This window comes from Actinomadura sp. K4S16 (assembly GCF_008327685.1).
Lineage (GTDB): Bacteria > Actinomycetota > Actinomycetes > Streptosporangiales > Streptosporangiaceae > Spirillospora.
In genome coordinates, this window is record NZ_BDDE01000010.1 from 330,853 (window position 1) to 350,213 (window position 19,361).

General features: G+C 73.8%; 20 protein-coding genes. 8 read left to right on the forward strand and 12 right to left on the reverse strand.

Annotated features, from left to right (window positions below; all coding sequences use genetic code 11):
* Window positions 1–11 precede the first annotated feature (11 nt).
* From K4S16_RS02265 to K4S16_RS02275, 3 genes are all read right to left on the reverse strand, one after another.
* The gene (locus K4S16_RS02265) at window positions 12–953 is read right to left on the reverse strand and encodes an LLM class flavin-dependent oxidoreductase (protein ID WP_149257122.1); all 942 of its coding nucleotides are present in this window, start codon (window positions 951–953) and stop codon (window positions 12–14) included.
* A 25-nt stretch (window positions 954–978) separates the two neighbouring features.
* The gene (locus K4S16_RS02270; RefSeq protein WP_149257123.1) at window positions 979–2,070 is read right to left on the reverse strand and encodes an NAD(P)/FAD-dependent oxidoreductase; all 1,092 of its coding nucleotides are present in this window, start codon (window positions 2,068–2,070) and stop codon (window positions 979–981) included.
* A 94-nt stretch (window positions 2,071–2,164) separates the two neighbouring features.
* Window positions 2,165–2,641, reverse strand: coding sequence for a MarR family winged helix-turn-helix transcriptional regulator (locus tag K4S16_RS02275; RefSeq protein WP_149257124.1), 477 nt, complete (start codon window positions 2,639–2,641; stop codon window positions 2,165–2,167).
* 174 nt (window positions 2,642–2,815) lie between these two features.
* On the opposite strand from K4S16_RS02275, the gene K4S16_RS02280 reads away from it, so the two are divergent.
* The 3 genes from K4S16_RS02280 (at window position 2,816) to K4S16_RS02290 (ending at window position 5,539) form a co-directional block, all read left to right on the forward strand.
* Window positions 2,816–3,232 (forward strand): DUF4260 family protein, encoded by a 417-nt coding sequence (locus K4S16_RS02280; RefSeq protein ID WP_149257125.1) that lies wholly within the window; start codon window positions 2,816–2,818, stop codon window positions 3,230–3,232.
* A gap of 76 nt (window positions 3,233–3,308) precedes the next feature.
* Window positions 3,309–3,641, forward strand: a complete 333-nt coding sequence (locus K4S16_RS02285) for a TfoX/Sxy family protein (protein WP_149257126.1) — start codon at window positions 3,309–3,311, stop codon at window positions 3,639–3,641.
* Between the two features lie 362 nt (window positions 3,642–4,003).
* Window positions 4,004–5,539, forward strand: a complete 1,536-nt coding sequence (locus K4S16_RS02290; RefSeq protein ID WP_235036512.1) for a DHA2 family efflux MFS transporter permease subunit — start codon at window positions 4,004–4,006, stop codon at window positions 5,537–5,539.
* A gap of 75 nt (window positions 5,540–5,614) precedes the next feature.
* On the opposite strand, the gene K4S16_RS02295 is transcribed toward K4S16_RS02290, so the two are convergent.
* Window positions 5,615–7,150, reverse strand: a complete 1,536-nt coding sequence (locus tag K4S16_RS02295) for an acyl-CoA synthetase (RefSeq protein WP_149257127.1) — start codon at window positions 7,148–7,150, stop codon at window positions 5,615–5,617.
* Between the two features lie 57 nt (window positions 7,151–7,207).
* Window positions 7,208–7,441, reverse strand: a complete 234-nt coding sequence (locus tag K4S16_RS02300) for a DUF397 domain-containing protein (protein WP_149257128.1) — start codon at window positions 7,439–7,441, stop codon at window positions 7,208–7,210.
* 195 nt (window positions 7,442–7,636) lie between these two features.
* Between K4S16_RS02300 and K4S16_RS02305 the strand changes: the two genes are divergently transcribed.
* Window positions 7,637–8,266: an ATP-binding protein gene (locus tag K4S16_RS02305; protein ID WP_149257129.1), complete on the forward strand. Its 630-nt coding sequence runs from the start codon at window positions 7,637–7,639 to the stop codon at window positions 8,264–8,266.
* Here K4S16_RS02305 and K4S16_RS02310 read toward each other — a convergent pair.
* Entirely contained in the window at window positions 8,244–9,677 is a 1,434-nt protein-coding gene (locus tag K4S16_RS02310) for a trehalose-6-phosphate synthase (protein ID WP_149257130.1), read from the reverse strand. The two genes, K4S16_RS02305 and K4S16_RS02310, sit on opposite strands and share 23 nt — an antisense overlap.
* Before the next feature lie 276 nt (window positions 9,678–9,953).
* Window positions 9,954–10,415, reverse strand: coding sequence for a DoxX family protein (locus K4S16_RS02315; protein ID WP_149257131.1), 462 nt, complete (start codon window positions 10,413–10,415; stop codon window positions 9,954–9,956).
* A 114-nt stretch (window positions 10,416–10,529) separates the two neighbouring features.
* On the opposite strand from K4S16_RS02315, the gene K4S16_RS02320 reads away from it, so the two are divergent.
* Window positions 10,530–11,630 (forward strand): FAD-binding protein, encoded by a 1,101-nt coding sequence (locus K4S16_RS02320; protein WP_149257132.1) that lies wholly within the window; start codon window positions 10,530–10,532, stop codon window positions 11,628–11,630.
* Here the strand turns inward: K4S16_RS02320 and K4S16_RS02325 are convergent.
* Window positions 11,597–12,196, reverse strand: a complete 600-nt coding sequence (locus K4S16_RS02325) for an HD domain-containing protein (RefSeq protein WP_149257133.1) — start codon at window positions 12,194–12,196, stop codon at window positions 11,597–11,599. The two genes, K4S16_RS02320 and K4S16_RS02325, sit on opposite strands and share 34 nt — an antisense overlap.
* Window positions 12,197–12,230: 34 nt before the next feature.
* Window positions 12,231–12,749, reverse strand: coding sequence for a YbaK/EbsC family protein (locus K4S16_RS02330; RefSeq protein ID WP_149257961.1), 519 nt, complete (start codon window positions 12,747–12,749; stop codon window positions 12,231–12,233).
* Between the two features lie 103 nt (window positions 12,750–12,852).
* Here K4S16_RS02330 and K4S16_RS02335 point away from each other — a divergent pair, with 103 nt between their 5' ends.
* Genes K4S16_RS02335 through K4S16_RS02345 form a run of 3 tightly spaced genes read left to right on the forward strand, consistent with a single transcriptional unit; the run spans window position 12,853 to window position 16,756 of the window.
* Window positions 12,853–13,545 carry a FadR/GntR family transcriptional regulator gene (locus K4S16_RS02335; RefSeq protein WP_200841647.1) on the forward strand — a complete coding sequence of 231 codons (693 nt, stop codon included), beginning with the start codon at window positions 12,853–12,855 and terminating at the stop codon, window positions 13,543–13,545.
* On the forward strand, window positions 13,542–14,954 hold the full coding sequence (locus K4S16_RS02340) for a hypothetical protein (protein ID WP_200841648.1): 1,413 nt from the start codon (window positions 13,542–13,544) through the stop codon (window positions 14,952–14,954). Before K4S16_RS02335 ends, K4S16_RS02340 begins: the two co-directional genes overlap by 4 nt.
* A gap of 5 nt (window positions 14,955–14,959) precedes the next feature.
* Complete coding sequence (locus K4S16_RS02345; RefSeq protein WP_149257963.1) at window positions 14,960–16,756, forward strand: GMC family oxidoreductase; 1,797 nt, start codon at window positions 14,960–14,962, stop codon at window positions 16,754–16,756.
* 31 nt (window positions 16,757–16,787) lie between these two features.
* On the opposite strand, the gene K4S16_RS02350 is transcribed toward K4S16_RS02345, so the two are convergent.
* Genes K4S16_RS02350 through K4S16_RS02360 form a run of 3 tightly spaced genes read right to left on the reverse strand, consistent with a single transcriptional unit; the run spans window position 16,788 to window position 19,313 of the window.
* Complete coding sequence (locus tag K4S16_RS02350) at window positions 16,788–17,435, reverse strand: response regulator transcription factor (RefSeq protein ID WP_149257134.1); 648 nt, start codon at window positions 17,433–17,435, stop codon at window positions 16,788–16,790.
* A complete protein-coding gene (locus K4S16_RS02355) occupies window positions 17,426–18,616 on the reverse strand; it encodes a sensor histidine kinase (protein ID WP_235036513.1) in 1,191 nt (396 codons plus the stop codon). The genes K4S16_RS02350 and K4S16_RS02355 overlap by 10 nt, the downstream gene beginning before the upstream one ends.
* Complete coding sequence (locus K4S16_RS02360) at window positions 18,600–19,313, reverse strand: DedA family protein (RefSeq protein WP_149257135.1); 714 nt, start codon at window positions 19,311–19,313, stop codon at window positions 18,600–18,602. Before K4S16_RS02360 ends, K4S16_RS02355 begins: the two co-directional genes overlap by 17 nt.
* Window positions 19,314–19,361 lie beyond the last annotated feature (48 nt).

Sequence of the window (19,361 nt, forward strand, 5' to 3'; positions counted from 1 at the left end):
CCGGCCGCTCCTCAGCGCCGTGCCTCGTATGCGGGGCGGCCGCCGGCCTCCTTCGCGACCGCTTCGCGGACGGCGGGGGCGATCTCCTGCCCCCAGCGGCCGACGGAGGCGAGGTCCTGCGTCCCGCCCTCGGGCGAGAACAGGGTGAAACCGGACGCGCCGTGCTCCAGGACCGCCCAGGTCAGCTCCTCGGCCCACTGCTCCGGAGAGCCGCCGATCCAGCGCCCGTCGAGGTCGCGGGTGGCCCGCAGCGGGCGGTCGGTGATGCGCCCCGGGAGGTTGAAGATCGTGCCGATCTCGCGCGGGTCGCGGCCGGCGGCCGCCGCGGCCTCGTCGATGACCGGCCGCGACGTCCGGTAGCGCTCGCTGAGCCAGTCCGCCGCGTGGCCGGGGATCCAGCCGTCGGCGACCCGGCCGGTCGCGGCGAGGGACTTCGGGCCGACCGAACCCGTCCACACCGGCGGCGCGGCCACCGGGGCCGGCTCGATCTCCTCCACCCGGTAGTGGCGGCCCCGGTGGGTGACCGGCGGGCCGCCGCCCGCCAGCTTCCGGACCAGGACGATCGCCTCCTCGAAGGCGTCCACGGCGTCGCCCGCGGGCAGCCGCGGCACGCCCATGTCGGAGATCCGGTCCCACAGCCCGCCCGCGCCCATGCCGAGGACGACGCGGCCGCCGGAGAGCGCCGACAGGGACGTCACCGTCCGCGCGAGCATGGGGGCGGGCCGGGTCGGCAGGTTCGTGACGTTGGCCAGGCCCGCGATGTGCTCGGTGCGTCCGAGGACGAAGCCGATGGCGGCGTAGGCGTCCACGCGGTCGCCGAGGTAGGGGTGGTCGGACAGGGAGAAGTGGTCGAGGCCGTCCCGGTCGGCCTGCTGGGCCATGCGCAGCAGGCCGGCGGCGTCCTCGATGACGGTGTGCGCGCCGAACCCGAAGAGGGGCCGCTGTGCTGACATCGTTCTTCCTTTCGTCGTTGGGTCGTCAGGCCTTGCCGAACAGGTCGGCGAAGCGGCCGGTGAACAGGTCGGCGCCCTTGTACTCGGCGACCGTCTCGGCCGGGACGACCTGCGGGCCATCGGGTCCGGGCAGCTGGCCGACGCCGCGGCGCGGCCCGAGGGGAAGCAGGATCATGGGATCGGGCGCGGGCCGGTAGCGGGCGGTGGGCCGCTCGCCCCGGAGCCGGGCGGCGATGTTCTCCGCCACGACCTCGGCGTGCTGCATCGCGTACCCGGCCCTCTTGGACTCGGGGACGTCGGTGATGTCGCCGATCGCGTAGACGTGCTCGTGCCCGTGGACGTTGAGGGCCTCGGTGACGGGAACCCTGCCCTGCGGGGTGAGCGCGGTGAGGCGCCCGTCGGCCAGGTAGCCGCTGTTGATCGTCATGCCGTGGGCTCGGAACCAGATGTCGGCGCTGATCTCCTCACCACTGGCGGTGGCGGCCGTGAAGGTCCCGGCCCGTCCGGGGTCGCCGGGGGGCGGGGCCGTCAAGGCGGCGCCGAGCCGCAGCCGGATGTCCAGCTCGCCGAGCTGGCGGAGCAGGTCCTCGCGCAGCTCGGCGCGGTAGCCGGGAAGCAGCTCCCCGGCGGGGTCGACGACGGTCACCGGCTTGTGCGGCCACACCTCCTTGATCTCGCCCGCCAGCTCCAGGCCGACCGGTCCGGCGCCGAGGATGAGCACCCGGTCCGCGCCCGCCAGCTCCTTGTGGGTGCGGCGCAGGTCCTCCAGCGCCTCGTCGGCGGACTCGGCGCGGGGATTCGCCGGAAAGGCGTAGCCGGAGCCGGTCGCAAGGACGAGGAAGTCCGCGTCGACGCGCCGCCCCGAGGCCAGGGTGACGCCCGCGGCGTCCGCCGAGACCGCCCGGTCGCGCAGCACCGTGCCCCGGGTGAGCAGCGTGTCGAAGGGGAAGAAGATGTTGCCCGCCCAGTCGGGCCGGGTCAGCGCCCGCAGCGCTCCCGACGCGTTGACGAACGCGTCGCGCGGATCGATCAGGACGACGTCGGCCTCGGAGTCCAGGGCCTTGGCGACCGCCGCCCCTCCGTACCCTCCGCCGACGACCGCGACCTTACTGCTCATGATTGCACGCTCCCGCAGACAGGAATTACAGTTCGCGCTACGAACAATATTAGTTCGTACTACGAACTGCAACCCCATTCCGAGGCGGGCGCTCTCAGTGCCTGCGGGCGGCCCCCTCGTCGGGTTCCGCGAACACCACCGGAACGTCGTTCTCCAGCACGACGCGTCCGAGCAGGTCGGCGAGCGTGTCGCGCTCGGCCTCGCTGAGACCCTCCGGCAGCCTGTCGACCCGCCGGCAGGTCTCGGCGTAGAACTCATCGACGAGCCCGCTCCCCCGCTCGGTCAGCGCGACCCTGACCGCGCGCTGATCCCTCGGGTCGGCCTCGCGGCGCACCAGGCCGTTGCGCTCGGTGCGGTCCACCAGGCCGGTGAGGCTCGACTTGGCCAGCCCGAGCATCGCGCCCAGTTCCCCCATCCCCAGGGGCTGCCTCATCAGCACGCACAGCAACTGCCCCTGCTGCGAGGTGAGGCCGTACTCCCGCGCCGACTCGGCATAAACGGCGTTCACGAGGAACGCACCCCGCACGAGTGCCCCCACGACGCCGATCCGTCCCTCGTCATCCTTGCCCACGCGCCCAGCGTATCCCGGCAGTTCGTGCGGCGAACTACCGCACGGCCGCCGCCGAGGCGGCGCGACGCGAGCAGGAGGCCGCCAAGCCTGGCCGACCGCTCTATAGCTTGACAGCTAAGATCCTTAGCTTTATTTTGGCTAATGACGTTAGCCACTACTTCGGAGGTCGTCGTCATGAGCACAGTCACCGCGCCGGGCAAGGCCTCCGGCGTCCGCATCGTCCGCCGCGCCGCATGGTTCGCCGGGGCGCTCTTCTGGGCCGCCTTCGCCGTCCTCGAAGGCGTCAACCACGGGTGGCCCGCGGTCATCCTGGCCCTGACCTTCTTCGTGGTCCCTGACCTGGCCTTCCTCGCCGGCCTGCGCGAGGCCCGCACAGTGGAGCCCGGACAGCTCCCCCCGCGCGCCGTCCCGTACTACAACTCCCTGCACCGGGCGCTGGTGCCGTTCGCGCTGATGGTGGTCTACACGGTCACCCCGCTGAACTGGGCACCGATCTTCGCCGCCCTCTGCGGATGGATGGCGCACATCTCCTTCGACCGCGCCCTCGGCTACGGCCTCCGCACCAAGGACGGCTTCCAGCGCCACCCCTGACGTCGCTCCACCTCCGCCGGGGGGAGAGGAGATCCGGGTGGCACATGCGGTCCGGGGAGAGGGGGAGGATGCCGTGGTGAGCTACGACAAGGAACTGGCCGATCGGGTGGAAGACCTGCTCGGGGCGAGGCGGGACGCGGCGCCCAAGCGGATGTTCGGCGGGATCGCGTGGATGGTGAACGGCAACATGGCCGTCGTCGTGAGGGGTCGGGGCGGACTGATGGTCCGGGTCTCCCCTGACGACCACGACGCGATGCTCGCCGAGCCGGGCACCTCCACGACCGTCATGCGCGGCCACCCGATGCGGGGATGGATCACGGTGGAGCCCGAGGCCTGCGGCACGCCGTCCGATGTGGCCGCTTGGGTGGACCGAGGGCTCGACTACGCCCTCAGCCTGCCCGCGAAGTAGGGGCCGGGAGCACACCCTGCCCGGGCGGGGCGCTGGAAGGGCCCGCGCGGAGCGATGAGTTTCGGGGGTCGCGCCGGTCCGTCTGGGGTGCGTGCAGGCGGAGGGAGGTTGGGATGTCGCGTCCGTCACACTTCGTTGACCTCGAGTGCGCTGGAGGTCGGAGGGTGGTGGGCGCGGAGCAGGCAGGATTTGTCGGACCCCGCTGGAATACTCCCGGAGCGCCCAGGGTTTAATCGTTCGCGAAAGTGTCAGTCGCTGCAGTATTTTGCGGCGGTACCTAGGCAAGCCCTGAGCAAACCCCCTGAGCTACGTGCCCACGGCCCTCGCGTGCCCACATGCGGGCCCTGACGATTGGAAGAGAGTTGACCGCTCCCGCATCTCCCAAGATGGCGGACGGCCCGCTGGAGAAATCCGACGCCGGAGGAGGACTGGACCGCGGTGTGCTCGCGGCGGCCATGGTGGTCGTCCTCGGGGCGATCATGTCCATCCTGGACGTGACGGTCGTCAACGTCGCGATCAACGACCTCGCGAAGGAGTTCGAGACCTCGCTGGCGACGATCCAGTGGGTCGCGACCGGCTACACCCTGGCGCTGGCCACCGTGATCCCGATCACCGGGTGGGCCTCGGCCCGGTTCGGCACCAAGCGCCTCTACATGATCTCGATCGGGCTGTTCGTGGCGGGTTCGATGCTGGCCGGCATGGCCTGGTCCGCCGAGTCGCTGATCGCCTTCCGGGTGCTGCAGGGCCTCGGCGGCGGCATGATCATGCCGGCCGGCATGACGATCCTGACCCAGGCGGCCGGCCCGCAGCGGGTCGGCCAGGTGATGAGCATCGTCGGCGTGCCGATGCTGCTCGGCCCGATCCTCGGCCCGATCATCGGCGGCTACCTCGTCGACGACGTGTCGTGGCGGTGGATCTTCTTCATCAACCTGCCGATCGGCATCGTCGCGCTGGTGATGGCGGCGCGGATCCTCAAGCGCGACCAGCCGAAGAAGACCGAGCGGCTCGACTTCATCGGGCTGCTCCTGCTGTCCCCCGGCCTCGCCTCGCTGATCTACGGCGTGGCCAAGGGCGCCGAACTGAAGGACTTCCTGAAGACCGAGGCCCTGGTGTTCTGGGCGGTCGGCGCCGTGCTGGTGCTCGGGTTCGTGTTCCGCGCGCTGAAGGCCGAGAACCCGCTGATCGACCTGCGGCTGCTCAAGCGGCGCTCGGTGGCGGCCGCGTCCGGCACGATGGTGCTGTTCATGGTCGCGTTCATGGGCGCGATGCTGCTGCTGCCGCTGTACTACCAGACGGTGCGCGGCGAGGGCGCCCTCCAGTCCGGCCTGCTGCTGGCCCCGCAGGGCCTGGGCGCGATGATCACGATGCCGATCGGCGGCAAGCTGACCGACCGGATCGGCCCCGGCCGGGTCGTGCTGGTCGGCATGCTCATCGTGGTGGCGTCGGTGTCGGGCTTCGCCTCGATCCTGGAGGCCGACACCTCCTACTGGGCCCTCGGCGGGGCGCTGTTCGTGATGGGCCTCGGCATGGGCATGACGATGATGCCGACCATGGCGGCGGCCATCCAGACGCTCGTCCACGACGAGGTGCCGCGGGCGAGCACGATGCTGAACATCATCCAGCAGGTGTCCGCCTCCGTCGGCACCGCGATGATCTCCGTGCTGCTGGCCAACCGGCTGGTGTCCGAGCTCGGCGGCGGGGCCGGCGGCGAGATCGGCAGCACCGAGAAGGTGCCGCCCGCGGTCATGCAGAAGATCGCCGGGCCGATGGCGGACGCGTTCCAGCACACCTACTGGTACTCGGCCGGGCTGCTGCTCCTGGCGTTCCTGCCGGCGCTGCTGCTGCCGCGCAAGAAGCCGGCCGCCCCCGCGGTCGACGCGCCGATGCCGATGCACTAGAACGCCCCTGGCGCGTTCCAAACCCCGGCCGGTCCCCCAAGGGCCCCGGCCGGGGTTTGGCCGTTCAGGGCGCTCTCAGGCCGTGGCAGGGCGCGCGTGCGCCCAGTACTCGTCCTTCAGGAGCCGCTTGTAGAGCTTGCCCGTGGGATGCCGGGGCAGCTCGGCGCGGAAGTCGACCGAGCGCGGGCACTTGTAGTGGGCGAGCCGGTCGCGGCAGTAGGCGATCAGCTCCGCCTCCAGCTCGGGACCGGCGTCGTCCATGGACAGCGGCTGGACGACGGCCTTGACCGCCTCCCCCATCTCGGCGTCCGGGACGCCGAACACCGCGACGTCGGCGACCTTCGGGTGCACCGCGAGGACGTTCTCGGCCTCCTGCGGGTAGATGTTCACCCCGCCGCTGATGATCATGTAGGCGCGGCGGTCGGTGAGGTAGAGGAAGCCGTCCTCGTCCACGTGGCCGACGTCGCCGAGGGTCGTCCAGCCGTGCCCCCAGGGGTCGCGGGACGCGGCGGTCTTCGCCTCGTCGGCGTGGTACTCGAACACGGGGCCGTTGCCGAAGTAGAGCGTGCCCGGCTCCCCGGGCGGCAGTTCCCGGCCGTCCTCGTCGCAGACGTGGACCTCGCCCAGGATGGGCCGGCCGACCGTGCCCTTGTGCGCCAGCCAGTCCTCGGAGTTCGTGTACACGAAGCAGTTGCCCTCGGTGCCGGCGTAGTACTCGTGCAGGATCGGCCCCCACCAGGCGATCATCTGCTCCTTGACGGGCACGGGGCAGGGCGCGGCGGCGTGCACCGCGCAGCGCAGCGACGACACGTCGTAGCGGGCGCGGGTCTCCTCCGGCAGCTTCAGCATCCGGATGAACATGGTCGGCACCCACTGGCTGTGCGTGACGCGGTACTTCTCGATGGCGGCGAGGGCCTGCTCGGCGTCGAACTTCTCCATCACCACGACGGTGGCGCCGAACCGGTGGAAGTTGAGCGAGTACCTCAGCGGCGCGGCATGGTACAGGGGCGCCGGGGAGAGGTAGACGGAGTCGGCGTCGGGCTGGAAGAGGAACGCCAGGAGCTGGTACAGCGGCCCGGCCTCGCCCATCGGCGCCTTCGACAGGGGCGGCTTCACGCCCTTGGGGCGGCCGGTCGTGCCGGACGAGTAGAGCATGTCCATGCCCTCGCACTCGTCCTCGATCGGCGTGGGCGGGTGCTGGGCGACACGCTCCTCGTAGGAGTCGTAGCCGGGCGCCGTGCCGTCGAGCATCAGGCGCAGCGGCACGTCCGGCGGCGACTGCGCCGCCACCTCCGTGGCGGCGCTGGTGATGAAGGCCTTCGCCTCGCAGTTGCCCGCGATGTAGGCGAGCTCGTCGGCCTGGAGCCGCGAGCTGATGGCGGTGTAGTAGAGCCCGGACCGCTGGGCGGCCCAGGCGACGGCCAGGTAGAGCGGATGGTTCTCCATCATGAACGCGATGTGGTCCCCCGGCCGCAGCCCCTCCGCACGGAGCAGCTGCGCGAGCCGGTTGGACTCCTCGTTCAGTTCGCGGAAGGTGACGACCCGCCCGGAGCCCGCCATGACCACGGCGGGCTTGTCGGGCGTCCGAGCGGCGATCTGCCCCAGATGCATGGCCGCAACCTACCTGGCCGGACCGGTAAATGGAATCCCGTTCGGTTTGCCGTCGGGTCAGATGAGGATGTGGTCGAAGTCACCGTCCTTGGCTCCCCCGACGAACGCCTCCACCTCCTCGCGCGTGTAGACGAGGATCGCTCCCTCGGGGTCCCTGGAGTTGCGCACGGCGATCTCCCCGGTGGGGAGTTCCGCCATCTCGACGCAGTTCCCGGACGGGTTGCTCCGCCGGCTCTTCTGCCAGACGAGCCCGTTGCGCCGGACGTCCGACATCTGGTGGTGGCCGTCCATCAATGCCCCCTCTAGGCGTCTCGGCCTCCCTGTCCCGGGAGACCGCGATCTCGCCCCACCCCACACCATGGTACGAGATGCACGTGCATTCGTTCTTGCATTCGTTCATGCAGACGGCCTTGCATCTGCACGACTTGGGGAGCAAGATAGCGAACGCTCGCCGGTGACCAACCCGCACGCCTCTGAGGTTTGACCATGACCGTTGACCAGGCAGACGACGTCGCAGCCCACGCCGCCATGGGGGGCGCGCGGCCGCGGCACGTCTCGGCCGTCCGCACGCCCTGGCCCGACGCCCCGCCGATGCCGCTCGGCCCGAACGTCCCCGAGCAGGCCGCGCGCGTCCCGGCCGCCGTCCCCGGCCTCGCCGGGCTCTGGCCGGCCCCGCACGCGGGCACCCCCCGCACGGCCCGGCGGGTGCTCCCCGCCGAGATCACCGCGCCCCGGTCGGCGCGCGAGTTCACCCAGGTCACGCTGGACGCGTGGGGCCTGGCCGACGACGCCGGGGACGTGGTCGTCGCCGTGTCGGAGCTGGTGACCAACGCGCTGCGGCACGGCCTGGAGGGCATCCCCCAGCCGCTGCCGCTGTGCCCGATCCAGCTCGTCCTGATCGGCCACCCGAGGCGGCTGATCGTGTCGGTGACCGACCCGGGCTCGGGCGCGCCCGAGCCGGTACCGGGCGAGCCCGACCGGTGCGCGGAGGGCGGCCGCGGCCTCGTCGTCGTCGGCGCGGTCAGCGACTCCTGGGGCTGGGCGCGCCTCGCGACCGGGGGGAAGGCCGTCTGGGCCGCCTTCGACCTGCGCCTCAGCCCTCCAGCACAGCGGTAGTCTGCTCGGCCGGAGCCGGCCGGGCGGGGTTCTCCAGCTCGCTGAGGAACGCCTGGGCCCACCGGTCCACGTCGTGCTCGATGACGCGGCGGCGCATGGCGCGCATCCGCCGCGCCTGCTCGGCGGGCTCGGCGTTCAGCGCGGCCATCAGGGTGCTCTTCAGGCCGTCGATGTCGTAGGGGTTGACCTGGAAGGCGCCGCGCTTCAGCTCGGCGGCGGCCCCGGTGAACTCGCTGAGCACGAGCGCGCCCCGCAGGTCCTTGCGGCAGGCCACGTACTCCTTGGCGACCAGGTTCATGCCGTCGCGCAGCGGGGTCACCACCATCACGTCCGCCGCGAGGTACAGCGCGGTCAGCTCGGCGCGGTCGTACGAGCTGTGCAGGTAATGGATGACCGGAAACCCGATCTCGCCGTGCTCCCCGTTGATCCGGCCGACGAGCTGCTCGATCTCCTCGCGGAGCAGCTGGTACTGCTCGACGCGCTCCCGGCTCGGCGTCGCGATCTGCACGAAGACGGCCTGGCCGGGCTTGATGTGGCCCTCCTCGACCAGCTCCCCGAACGCCTGGAGCCGCTGCGTGATGCCCTTGGTGTAGTCGAGCCGGTCGACGCCCAGCAGCACGGTCGCGTCGCCGAGGTCGGTGCGGATCTCCTGCGCGCGCTCCTGGACGTCCTCGCGGCCGACCAGGTCGTGCAGCTCGCCCACGTCCACCGAGATGGGGAACGCGCGGGCCCGCACGACGCGGTCGTCCCAGAAGACGTCCTGCTTGAGGAAGCGGGCGTCCAGGAGCCGCCGGCAGAGCCGCACGAAGTTGGCCGCCGCCCCGGGGAGCTGGAATCCGACCAGGTCGGCGCCGAGCAGCCCCTCCAGGATCCGCCGCCGCCACGGCAGCTGCCAGAACAGCTCCACCGGCGGGAAGGGGATGTGGAGGAAGAAGCCGATGCGCAGGTCGGGGCGCAGCTCGCGGAGCATCTGCGGGACGAGCTGGAGCTGGTAGTCCTGCACCCAGACGATGGCGTTCTTCGCGGCGACCTTCGCCGCCGCCTCGGCGAAGCGCCGGTTGACGCGGACGTAGGCGTCCCACATGGCCCGGTCGTAGACGGGCGGGGCGACGACGTCGTGGTAGAGGGGCCACAGCGTGGCGTTCGAGAACCCCTCGTAGTAGAGCTCGACCTCCTGCGCGGACTGCGCGATGGGATGCAGCGACATGCCGTCCTCCTCGAACGGCTCCAGCTCCTCGTCCGGCGCGCCCGTCCAGCCGATCCACGTGCCCTGCCTGCGCCTCATCACCGGGGCGATCGCGCTGACCAGCCCGCCAGGGCTGCGCCGCCAGCGCGGCACGCCGTCGGCTCCGACGTTACGGTCCACCGGCAACCGATTGGCCACCACAACGAACTCACTACCGCGCGACACTCTGCGACCCGCCTCTCCAGGGAACTCTCAGCGCTCACTCATGCCCAGAAACGGTCATCGGGAACATCTTGTCACTTCGACGTAAAGGACCCGATGCCCGCAAAGGGGGATGTCAGACGGCCGGGGCGGCGCGGACGGCGGATTGGAGCGGGCCATATTCCTTTCCCGGCAGGTGACCGCTGTTGACGCCGCGGTCACGCCGTCCGGCGCCGCGCGCGGCGAAAGTTACCCAGATCACAGTCGTGGGCCCCCGCGCGGCCGCGGGGGCCCGGTGGATCAGGCGTTCACGGAGCGCCGGGCAGGGACTTCCTCGCGACCGCGGCGCCCCCACAGGACGGCGTCCAGGGAGAACCGTCCGGCGCCGGTGAAGGCCAGGAGGAGGCAGGCGGCGCCGAGGACCATCACGTACTCGTAGCCGCCCTCCTGGTTGAACAGGCCCTTGCCCATGTGGACGTACCAGAAGGCCCCGGCCATGTCGAGGGCGATGAGGACGCCCGCGAGCGGCACCAGGACGCCGGCGATGAGCGCGAGGCCGCCGAGCAGCTCGACCCAGGTTCCGTAGACGGCGGCGAGGCCCGGCAGCGGGATGCCGAGGTGCTCGAACGAGCGGGTGACGGCGGCGTGGCCCTCGTCGGTGAGCTTCTGCCAGCCGTGCGCGACGAAGACCACCCCGACCGCGATCCGGCCGATCAGCAGGCCGGCGTCGGGCAGTGCGGGGTGGCGGCGGGGTGGGAGCATTCCCCATCTCCTTCGGTCGGAGGTTCGAGCGTCCCGGGGGACGCGGGCAGAGTGATTCAAATTCAGACCATCTAGAAACCTCAAGACTGTTTTCATGCCAACTAAAATCACTGCATGCGCGACTTCGGGGGGATCGTCGAACGCACGCCCGCGCGGACCGTCCGGCCGGCCACGGCCCGGGAGGCGGCGTCGGCGGTCCGCGAGGCCGCCGCGCACGGCCTCGAAGCGGTGCCGCGGGGCCTCGGACACTCCACCTACGGGCAGTCGCTCACCTCGGGCGTCTCGGTCGACCTGAGCGGGCTCGCGGGCGTGCACGAGGTCGGCCCCGACCGCGCGGTGGTCGGCGCCGGGACGAGCTGGCGCGCCGTCCTCGCCGCGACCCTGCCGCTCGGGTTCACCCCGCCCGTTCTGACCGACCACCTCGACGTCACGGTCGGCGGGACGATCTCGGCGGGCGGCGTCGGCGGGACCTCCCACCGGTACGGGACGCAGGCCGACAACGTCCTCGCCCTGGACGTCGTCGTGGACGGGGAGCCCGTCGCCTGCTCGCCGGACGTCCGCCCGGACGTCTTCGACGCGGTCCGCGGCGGGCCCGGCCGGCACGGCGTGATCACCGGGGCGACGCTGCGGCTCGTCCCGGCGCCGGAGCGGGTGCTGTCCTGCACGGTCCGGTGCCGGGACGCCGCGGCCCTCCTGCGCGTCCAGCGCGAGACCCCGGCCGAGCACATCTCGGGCCAGGTCAAGCCCTCGGAGGCCGGCTGGGCGTACGAGGCCAAGGCCGTCCTGTACGGACCGGGCGAACCGCCTCCCGGCACCACGGAGACCGAGGAGCTCTCCTACGCCGACTTCGCCGACCGGCTGCGTCCCGACGTGGCGGAGCTCGTCGCGCTCGGCGAGTGGGCGCGCCCGCACCCGTGGGGCATGGTCTTCCTGCCCGGCCCCGCCGCCGCGGCGGTGATCGAGGAGACGGTCGCCGGAATGACCACCGCGGATCTCGGCCTCAGCGGCGTGATCCTCGTCAAGGCGCTGCGGGTCGGCCGCGTCCCGATGCTGGCGGCGCCCGCCGATCCCGTCCTGTTCAGCGTGCTGCGCACCGCCTCACCGGGCTGCGCGTCGGTCGCCGCGATGCTCGCCGCCAACCGGGCCCTGCTCGACCGGGCCGAGGCCGTCGGCGGCGTCCGCTACGCCGTCGACTCGGTCCCGCCCACGGGGTAGGCCGACTGGAAGGCCAGGCGCCGGTCGGCCCCCGCGGCGAGCCGGTCGCAGACGTCGTCGAGGTCCATGAAGACCTGCCATTCCTCCGCGCCGGACGCGGCGGCGAGCGCCTCCACGACGCGCTGTTCGAGGTCGGGGACGCGCTTGGCCTTCCAGACCTTGTCCGCGAGGCTGACGAGCAGGTCGTCGATGCCGACGCCGAGGCCGTCCCAGGAGGCGTGCGTGCGGGCGAAGTGGGCCAGCCGCTCCTCGACGCCCCGCTCCCGGAGGAGTGCGTGCCCGGCGCGCTCGTGCTCGGCGCCCGGGCCGGACAGCTCGGCAGGGTGCAGCACCTTGCCGATGTCGTGGGTGGCCGCGCCGAACAGCACGGCCTCCGCGTCCACGGCGAGTCCCGGGTGGCGCTCGCGGGCCCACTCGACCAGTTCGGCGGCCACGTCGTGGACGGCCCGCAGGTGGGCGGCCAGGCGCGGCGGCGCGTCGAGGTCCTCCAGAAGGCGGGCGGCCCGCTCCGGCAGCGGGCGGAGACCGGGATCGGCGAGGGCGCTGCGCAGGATCGCGGAGGGCATTACGGCAAGGTAGCGGCTCCCGTGCGGGGACCGCTCACTGCGCCAGGGCCATGACCTCCGCGCCCGGGAGCCCGGCGAGGGCCCCGCCCGGCAGGAGGATCTTGGATTTGCGCAGGCCGCTGCCGATGACGACGTGCGGAGAGGCGGCCACGGCCTCGTCCACGAGGATCGGCCACCCCGCGGGGAGGCCGACCGGGGTGATGCCGCCGTACTCCATGCCGGTCAGGGACGTGGCGTCGGCCATCGGCGCGAAGGAGGCCTTCCGGGCGCCCAGGTGCTTGCGGACCACGCCGTTCACGTCCGCGCGGCCGGTCGCCAGCACCATGCAGGCGGCGTACGAGACCTCGCCGCCGCGCTTGGCCGCGACGACCACGCAGTTGGCGCTGGCGTCGAGGGGGACGCCGTAGCGCTCGCAGAACGCCGCCGTGTCGGCGAGGTCGGGATCGATCTCGGCGGCCTCCGCGCCGGGCAGGCCGCCGATCGCCGCGGCCACCGGGTCCGCCAGCAGGTCGAGCCGTTCGTCCGCCGGGCTCCAGTCGAGCGTGCCGACCATGTGCCGTCCCCCTCCCGTGATGCCTCCCACCCTGCCACGGTCTTGACGGCAGGGCCGCCCGCGTGGTCCAGTGGCTCATCCACTCATCCTCTGGAGGTTCTCGGTGCCGTCCTCCCCGATCCCCCGCGACACGGTCGTGGACGCGCTCGTCGACCGGCTGCGCGACGACGTGCTGAGCGGCCGCTACCCGCCCGGCTCCTACCTGCCGCCCGAGCGGGACCTCGCGGCCGGCTACGCGGTAACCCGGACGTCGCTGAAGCACGCCATCGTCCGGCTCGCGCAGGCCGGACTGCTGGAGACGCGGCACGGCGTGGGGACGCGGGTCCGCGACTACGAGCGGCTGGGCGGCCCCGAACTGCTGCCGATGCTGGTCAGCACGGTCGGGACGGCCTGGATGGCGGAGATCTTCGAGGTGCGGCGCGAGGTCGGCGCGCAGGTCGCGGCCAAGGCGGCGGTGCACGCGACCGGCGAGCAGCGGGCCCGGCTGCGGGAGCTCGCCGGGCAGGTGCGGGACGCCGCCGGGGCCGAGGAGGCGCAGCTCGCCGAGTGCGAGGTCCACCGGGTCATCGCGGCGGCCACCGGCAACCGGGTCTACGGGTTCATGGTCAACGCCCTGCTGAACGCCTACCTCGCCGTCCGGGAGGGCTTCACGCACGCGTTCGCCGACCCGCCGGCCGCCGCCGGCCGGCTCGCGCCCCTGGTCGACGCCCTGTGCGACGGCGACGCCGCGCGGGCGCGCGCGGCGGCCGGCGCGTACTTCACCGAGACCGAGTCGATCATGCGGGGTGCGCGGTGAGCGCGCGGCGCACGGTCTTCAGCGAGGTGATGGAGGGGTCCCTGCGGCTCGCCGGAGAGGACCGCGACCGCCCGATGCGGCTGGAGCTGACCGCCGACCTGCCGGGCGTCCTGCGGCCCTGGGGGGACGCGGAGGGGACGCTGGCCGGCCGCGTCCACGTGCCGGACTGGGCGGACGACCCCGCGGCGGCGGGGCGGCTGCGGGTGGCGCCGATCGCGGCGCGACGGATCCGCTACACGCTCGGCTTCACCGCCGGCGACGGGCGGCGGCTGCGCCTGGACGGCTGGAAGACCGTCACCCCGCGGCGCCCCGTCCGGTCGATGACGTTCCTGCCGCTCACGGTGACCGACGAGGACGGGGCCGTGGTCGGTGAGGCGCGGCTGCGCTTCCGCCTGCGCCGCGACCTCGCCCGCTTCCTCGGCGGCTTCCGGTTCCCCGGGCCCGATCCGATGCGGTCGCGCTGGCGCGGCCAGGCCGGGCGGCTGGAGGTCTGGTACACGACGCTGACCGATCCGGCCACCGGAACCGGCGTCTGGATCCACCACGAGCTGGTCGCCCCGGCCAAGCACGCGCCGACCGGGGACGGGCCGACCGGGGACGGGGCGGCGGGCGCGGCGCGGGCGCACGGCTGGGCCGCCGTCTTCCCGCCCGGGGAGGCGCCGGTCCTCGCGCGGTTCGGCCCGCGGGAGTGGAGCCCTCCGGAGGACGCGGCGTTCTCCGCCGGGCCCGTCGTGCAGGCGGACGGCCGGCTCACCGGGACCGCCGGAGACCTCACCTGGGATCTGCGCGAGTCGGGCGGCGGGCCGCCCCTCTACACGTTCCCGCGCTGGGCATGGGAGTCGGAGCTGCTCCCGGCGGCGCAGATCGTCCCGAGGCCGGCCGCGGCGTACGACGGCGTGGTCCGGTTCGGCGGCCGCACCCTCGAACTCGCCGCGGCGCCGGGCGCGTCCGCCCGCATCTACGGGCACGGGAACGCGCGCCGGTGGGCGTGGCTGCACGCCGACCTCGGCGGCGGCGACGTGTGCGAGATCGTGGCCGCCGTCTCGACGCGGCCGGGGATGAACCGGCTCCCCCCGCTGCCGTTCCTCCGGCTCCGGGTGGACGGTGCCGACCTGGCCTCCGGCGACCCGCTGCTCGCGGCGCTGCGGCTGCGCGCCGACATCGGCCTGCCGGTCTGGACCGTGCGGGGCCGCATCGGGGACCGGGCCGTCCACGTCAGGGTGGCGCTGCCGCCCGGGGAGACCGTCTCGGTCGACTACGCCGATCCGGACGGCGCCCCGGCCGTCTGCCACAACTCCGAGCGCGCCGACGTCCGGATCGTCCTGGCCCGGCGGTCGGGACGCGGCTGGGAGACCGAGCGCGAGTGGCGGCTGGACGGCACCGGGCACGCGGAGGTGGGGCTGCGGTGAGCGCGATGACCGGAACGGTCGCGGCGCTGCTCGGCATCGAGGACGCCCGCGACCTCGCCCGGGTCTCGGCCCGCGCGGAGGCCATCGGCCGGGCGCTCCCGGCGCCCGCGCGGCTCGGGCTGCGCGCCGGCGCGGGCACGCTGGACGCGCTCTCCCGGCTCGCCACCGGGCACCCGCTGGACGGCCTGGACGCCGACCGCCGGGACGCGTTCTGCGCCCTGCTGACCTCCCGCGAGCCGGCGGCGCGGCTCGTCGAGGCGCTGAAGATCCCGCTGCTGCTCGCCGCCGGCACCGAGCTGCTGCCGCTCCCCCCGGCGGCCGGCGACCCGCGGCCCGACGCGCCGCTGGACTGCACGCCGTCCGGCGGCTGGCCCGCGTGCTCGACCGCCGACGCCGTCGTGATCGGGTCGGGGGCGGGCGGCGCGATGGCGGCGCGGACCCTCGCCCGGCGGGGCATGTCGGTGGTCGTCCTGGAGGAGGGGCGGCGGTTCACGGTCGCCGAGTTCCGCGACCGCCCGCCGCTCGACCGCTTCCTCGACCTGTACCGGGACGGCGGCTCCACCGTCGCGCTCGGCCGCCCGCCCGTGCTGCTGCCCCAGGGCAGGGCGGTCGGCGGGACGACCGTCGTCAACAGCGGCACCTGCTACCGGACGCCGGACCGCGTCCTGCGGCGGTGGGCGGGGCTCGGCGTCCCGGTCGAGGACTTCGGCGGCCGGCTCGACGAGGTCGAGGCCACGCTGCGGGTCGCGCGGCAGCCGCTCGGCCCCCTCGGCCGCAACGGGCTGCTCGCCCTGGAGGGCGCGCAGCGGCTCGGCTGGCGCGCGGGGCCGCTGCGCCGCAACGCGCCCGACTGCGTGGGCAGCGGGCAGTGCGCCGCCGGCTGCCCGCACAACGCCAAGTACGGCGTCCACCTGAACGCGCTCCCCCAGGCGTGCGAGGCGGGGGCGCGGATCGTCTCCCACGCCCGGGTCGAACGAATCCTCGTCGAGCGCGGCACGGCCACCGGCGTGCGCGCGCGCCGCCCGGACGGCACGGCCTTCGAGATCCTCTCGCCCCGCGTCGTCGTCGCGGCCGGCGCCACGGAGACGCTCCTGCTCCTGCGGCGGTCGGGACTCGGCGGGCATCCCGGGGTGGGACGCGGGATGGCCGTCCACCCCGCGACCAACATCGCCGGGCGTTTCGCCGAGCCGGTCGTGTCGTGGTCGGGGGTGATGCAGAGCGTCGGCGTCGAGGAGCTGCACGGCGACGGCATCCTCATCGAGGCGACGGCGAGCCCGCCCGGCATGAGCTCGTTCCCGCTGCCGGGCGCGGGACGGGCGCTGCGCCGCGCGCTGGAGGACGCCGACCGCCTCGCCGTGCTCGGCGCGATGATCGCCGACGCCCCGTCCGGGCGCGTGCACGGCGCCCGGCACCGCGCGCTCGTCCGCTACGACCTGGCCCGCGAAGACGCGGCCCGGCTGCGGCGGGCGCTCGTCGCGATGGGCCGGATCCTGTTCGCGGCCGGAGCCGAGGAGGTCCTCACCGGCCTGCCGCGCGGCCCGGTCGCCCGGGACGAGGCCGAACTCGTCCGCGCCGTGGCGATGGCGCCCGCCGCCGACCTGCACCTGGCCGGGTTCCACCCGACCGGGACGGTGAAGCTGGGCGGCGACGCGGCGCGGGCGCCGGTGGACCCGTCCGGACGGCTGCGGGGCGTGCGGGGCGTGCACGTGGCCGACGCGTCGGTCCTGCCGACCTGCCCCGAGGTGAACCCTCAGCTCACCATCATGGCGATGGCGCTGCGGATCGCCGAGGGGATCGAGTAGGGCGCCGCGGCCCTCCTCCGACCGGCCGCCGTCAGGACCCCAGGTACCGCAGGACGGCGAGGACGCGGCGGCTGTAGCCGGTCGTGTGCGACAGGTCGAGCTTGTCGAAGATCGCGTTGACGTGCTTCTCGACGGCGCTCTGCGAGATGTGGAGGTGGGCGGCGATCGAGGCGTTGGCGTGCCCCTGCGCCATCGTGTCGAGGACCTCCCGCTCGCGCGGAGTGAGCCGCGCCAGCGGGTCGCTCCGCGCGCCGTGCGCGGCTAGCAGCCGGCGCACCACCTCCGGGTCGAACGCGGCGCCGCCCGCGCCGACGCGCTCCAGGGCGTCGAGGAACTCGTCGACCTGCGCCACCCGGTCCTTCAGCAGGTACCCGACGCCGGCGGTGTCGGCGGTGATCAGCTCGGCCGCGTAGCGCTTCTCCACGTACTGCGACAGGACGAGCACCCCGACGTCCGGCCAGCGCCGCCGGATCTCCAGGGCGGCGCGCAGGCCCTCGTCGGTGTGGGTCGGCGGCATCCGGACGTCCACGACCACCACGTCGGGCGGGCCGCCGGCCACCGCCTCGACCAGCGCGTCGCCGTCGCCGACCGCCGCGTCCACCCGGTGGCCCTCCTCGGCGAGCAGCCGCACCAGGCCCTCGCGCAGCAGCGTGGAGTCCTCGGCCAGCATCACCCGCACGGCAGCTCCGCGGTGATCACGGTCGGGCCGCCGCGCGGGCTGTCCACGGCGAACGTCCCGTCCAGGGCGGCGACCCGGCGGGCCAGCCCGGCGAGCCCGCCGCCCGCGGGGTCGGCTCCCCCGCCTCCGTCGTCCTCGATGCGCACGCCGATCATTGTCGCGGAACCCGCCTGCCGGTGCTGGACGGCCACCCGCACCGCCGAGGCGCCCGAGTGCTTCGCGGCGTTCGTGACGGCCTCGCAGACGACGAAGTAGGCGGCGGTCTCCACCGCGTGCGGGGCCCGGACCGGGACGTCGTAGTCGATCGCCACCGGCAGCGCGGACCGCTCGGCCACCGTCTCCAGCGCCGCCCGCAGCCCCTCGCCGTCCAGCGCGGCGGGGTAGACCCGCCAGGTGACCTCCCGCAGGTCCGCCAGCGCCCGCTGCGACTCCTCGTGCGCCTGCCTCAGCAGCTCCGACGCCCGGTCCCCGTCCCCGGCGCGGCGTGCCCGGCCGATCAGCATGCCGAGCGCCACGAGCCGCTGCTGGACGCCGTCGTGCAGGTCCCGCTCGATGCGGCGGCGCTCGTCGTCCACCGCGTCCACCACCTGCGCCCGCGTCACCGACAGCTGCGCGATCCGGCGCTCGTACTCCTCCAGCGGGCTCGGCCCGAGGCAGCGCCTGGCCACGCTCCGCTCCATCGCCGCGACCCCGACCAGGCCTTGGACGGCGAGGAAGAGCAGCACCAGGCCCGCGGCGGCGACGTAGAGGACGATCCACCAGCTCGGCGGGATGCCGTCCATGTGGTCGCCTGTGATCCACCAGCCGACCGCGAGCCGGACCGCGGCCGCCGCCCCGTAGCCGACCAGCAGCAGGATGACGCCGCCGAGCAGCCCCACCGGCACCCGCAGCACGAGGTACGCGAGCGCCTTCAGCGGCCCGTACCGGACGGCCCGGTCCTCGCCGAGGAACACCCGGAGCCGCCACAGCTCCAGTTCGGCCAGGAGTTCGGCGCCGTCCGCGACGGCCGAGGGGACCTTCCGCCGCCCGCGCGAGAACGCCATCGAGTACGCCATCAGGAGCGCGGCCACCGCCAGCAGCACCAGTTCCGCTCCGGCGGTGGCCGCGCCGAGCAGCAGGCCGGCCGCGGCCCGGCCCACCGGGCGCGTCCCGCCGCGCCGCGCCTCAGAAGTTGCGATCACGTTCGAGTTCTCTCGCCTCCGCTCGGTGGGCCCCGGCCCCCGGCCGCCGCGAGGACCCGCGCGCCTTCACGATACGTACGGCGGCGAACGCCAGCGCGGCCAGTCCGGCCAGCGCGAGCACGGCCTTGGAGTAGGCCCCGACGAACTCCTCGACCGTCCGCCAGTTGTCCCCGAGCCCGTATCCGGCCAGTACGAACGCCGTGTTCCACAGCAGGCTGCCGAGGGCGGTGCAAAGCAGGAACACCCGCATGCGCATCCGCTCGACCCCGGCCGGGACGGAGATCAGGCTGCGGAAGATCGGGACCAACCGGCCGAAGAACACCGCCTTGGTCCCGTGCCGGGCGAACCACGCCTCCGTCCGGTCGAGGTCGTCGAGCTTCAGCAGCGGCAGCCGGGCCACCAGCGAGCGGATCCGGTCCCGTCCGATGAGCGCCCCGATCCCGTACAGGGCCAGCGCCCCGGCCACGCTGCCGGCCGTCGTCCACGCGAGCGCCGCCACCAGGCTCATGCGGCCCTGCGCGGCCGCGAACCCCGCCAGCGGGAGGATCACCTCGCTCGGCAGCGGCGGGAACAGGTTCTCCAGCGCGATCGCCAGCCCCGCCCCCGGCGCGCCCAGCTTGTCCATGAGGTCGGTCGCCCACCCCGCGACACCCCCCGCGGGCTCGCTCCCGGAGGCCGCGTACATCGTCTCGATCATGTACACGACGCTAGGAACCGCGGCGTCCCGCCACCATGGAGCGCACCG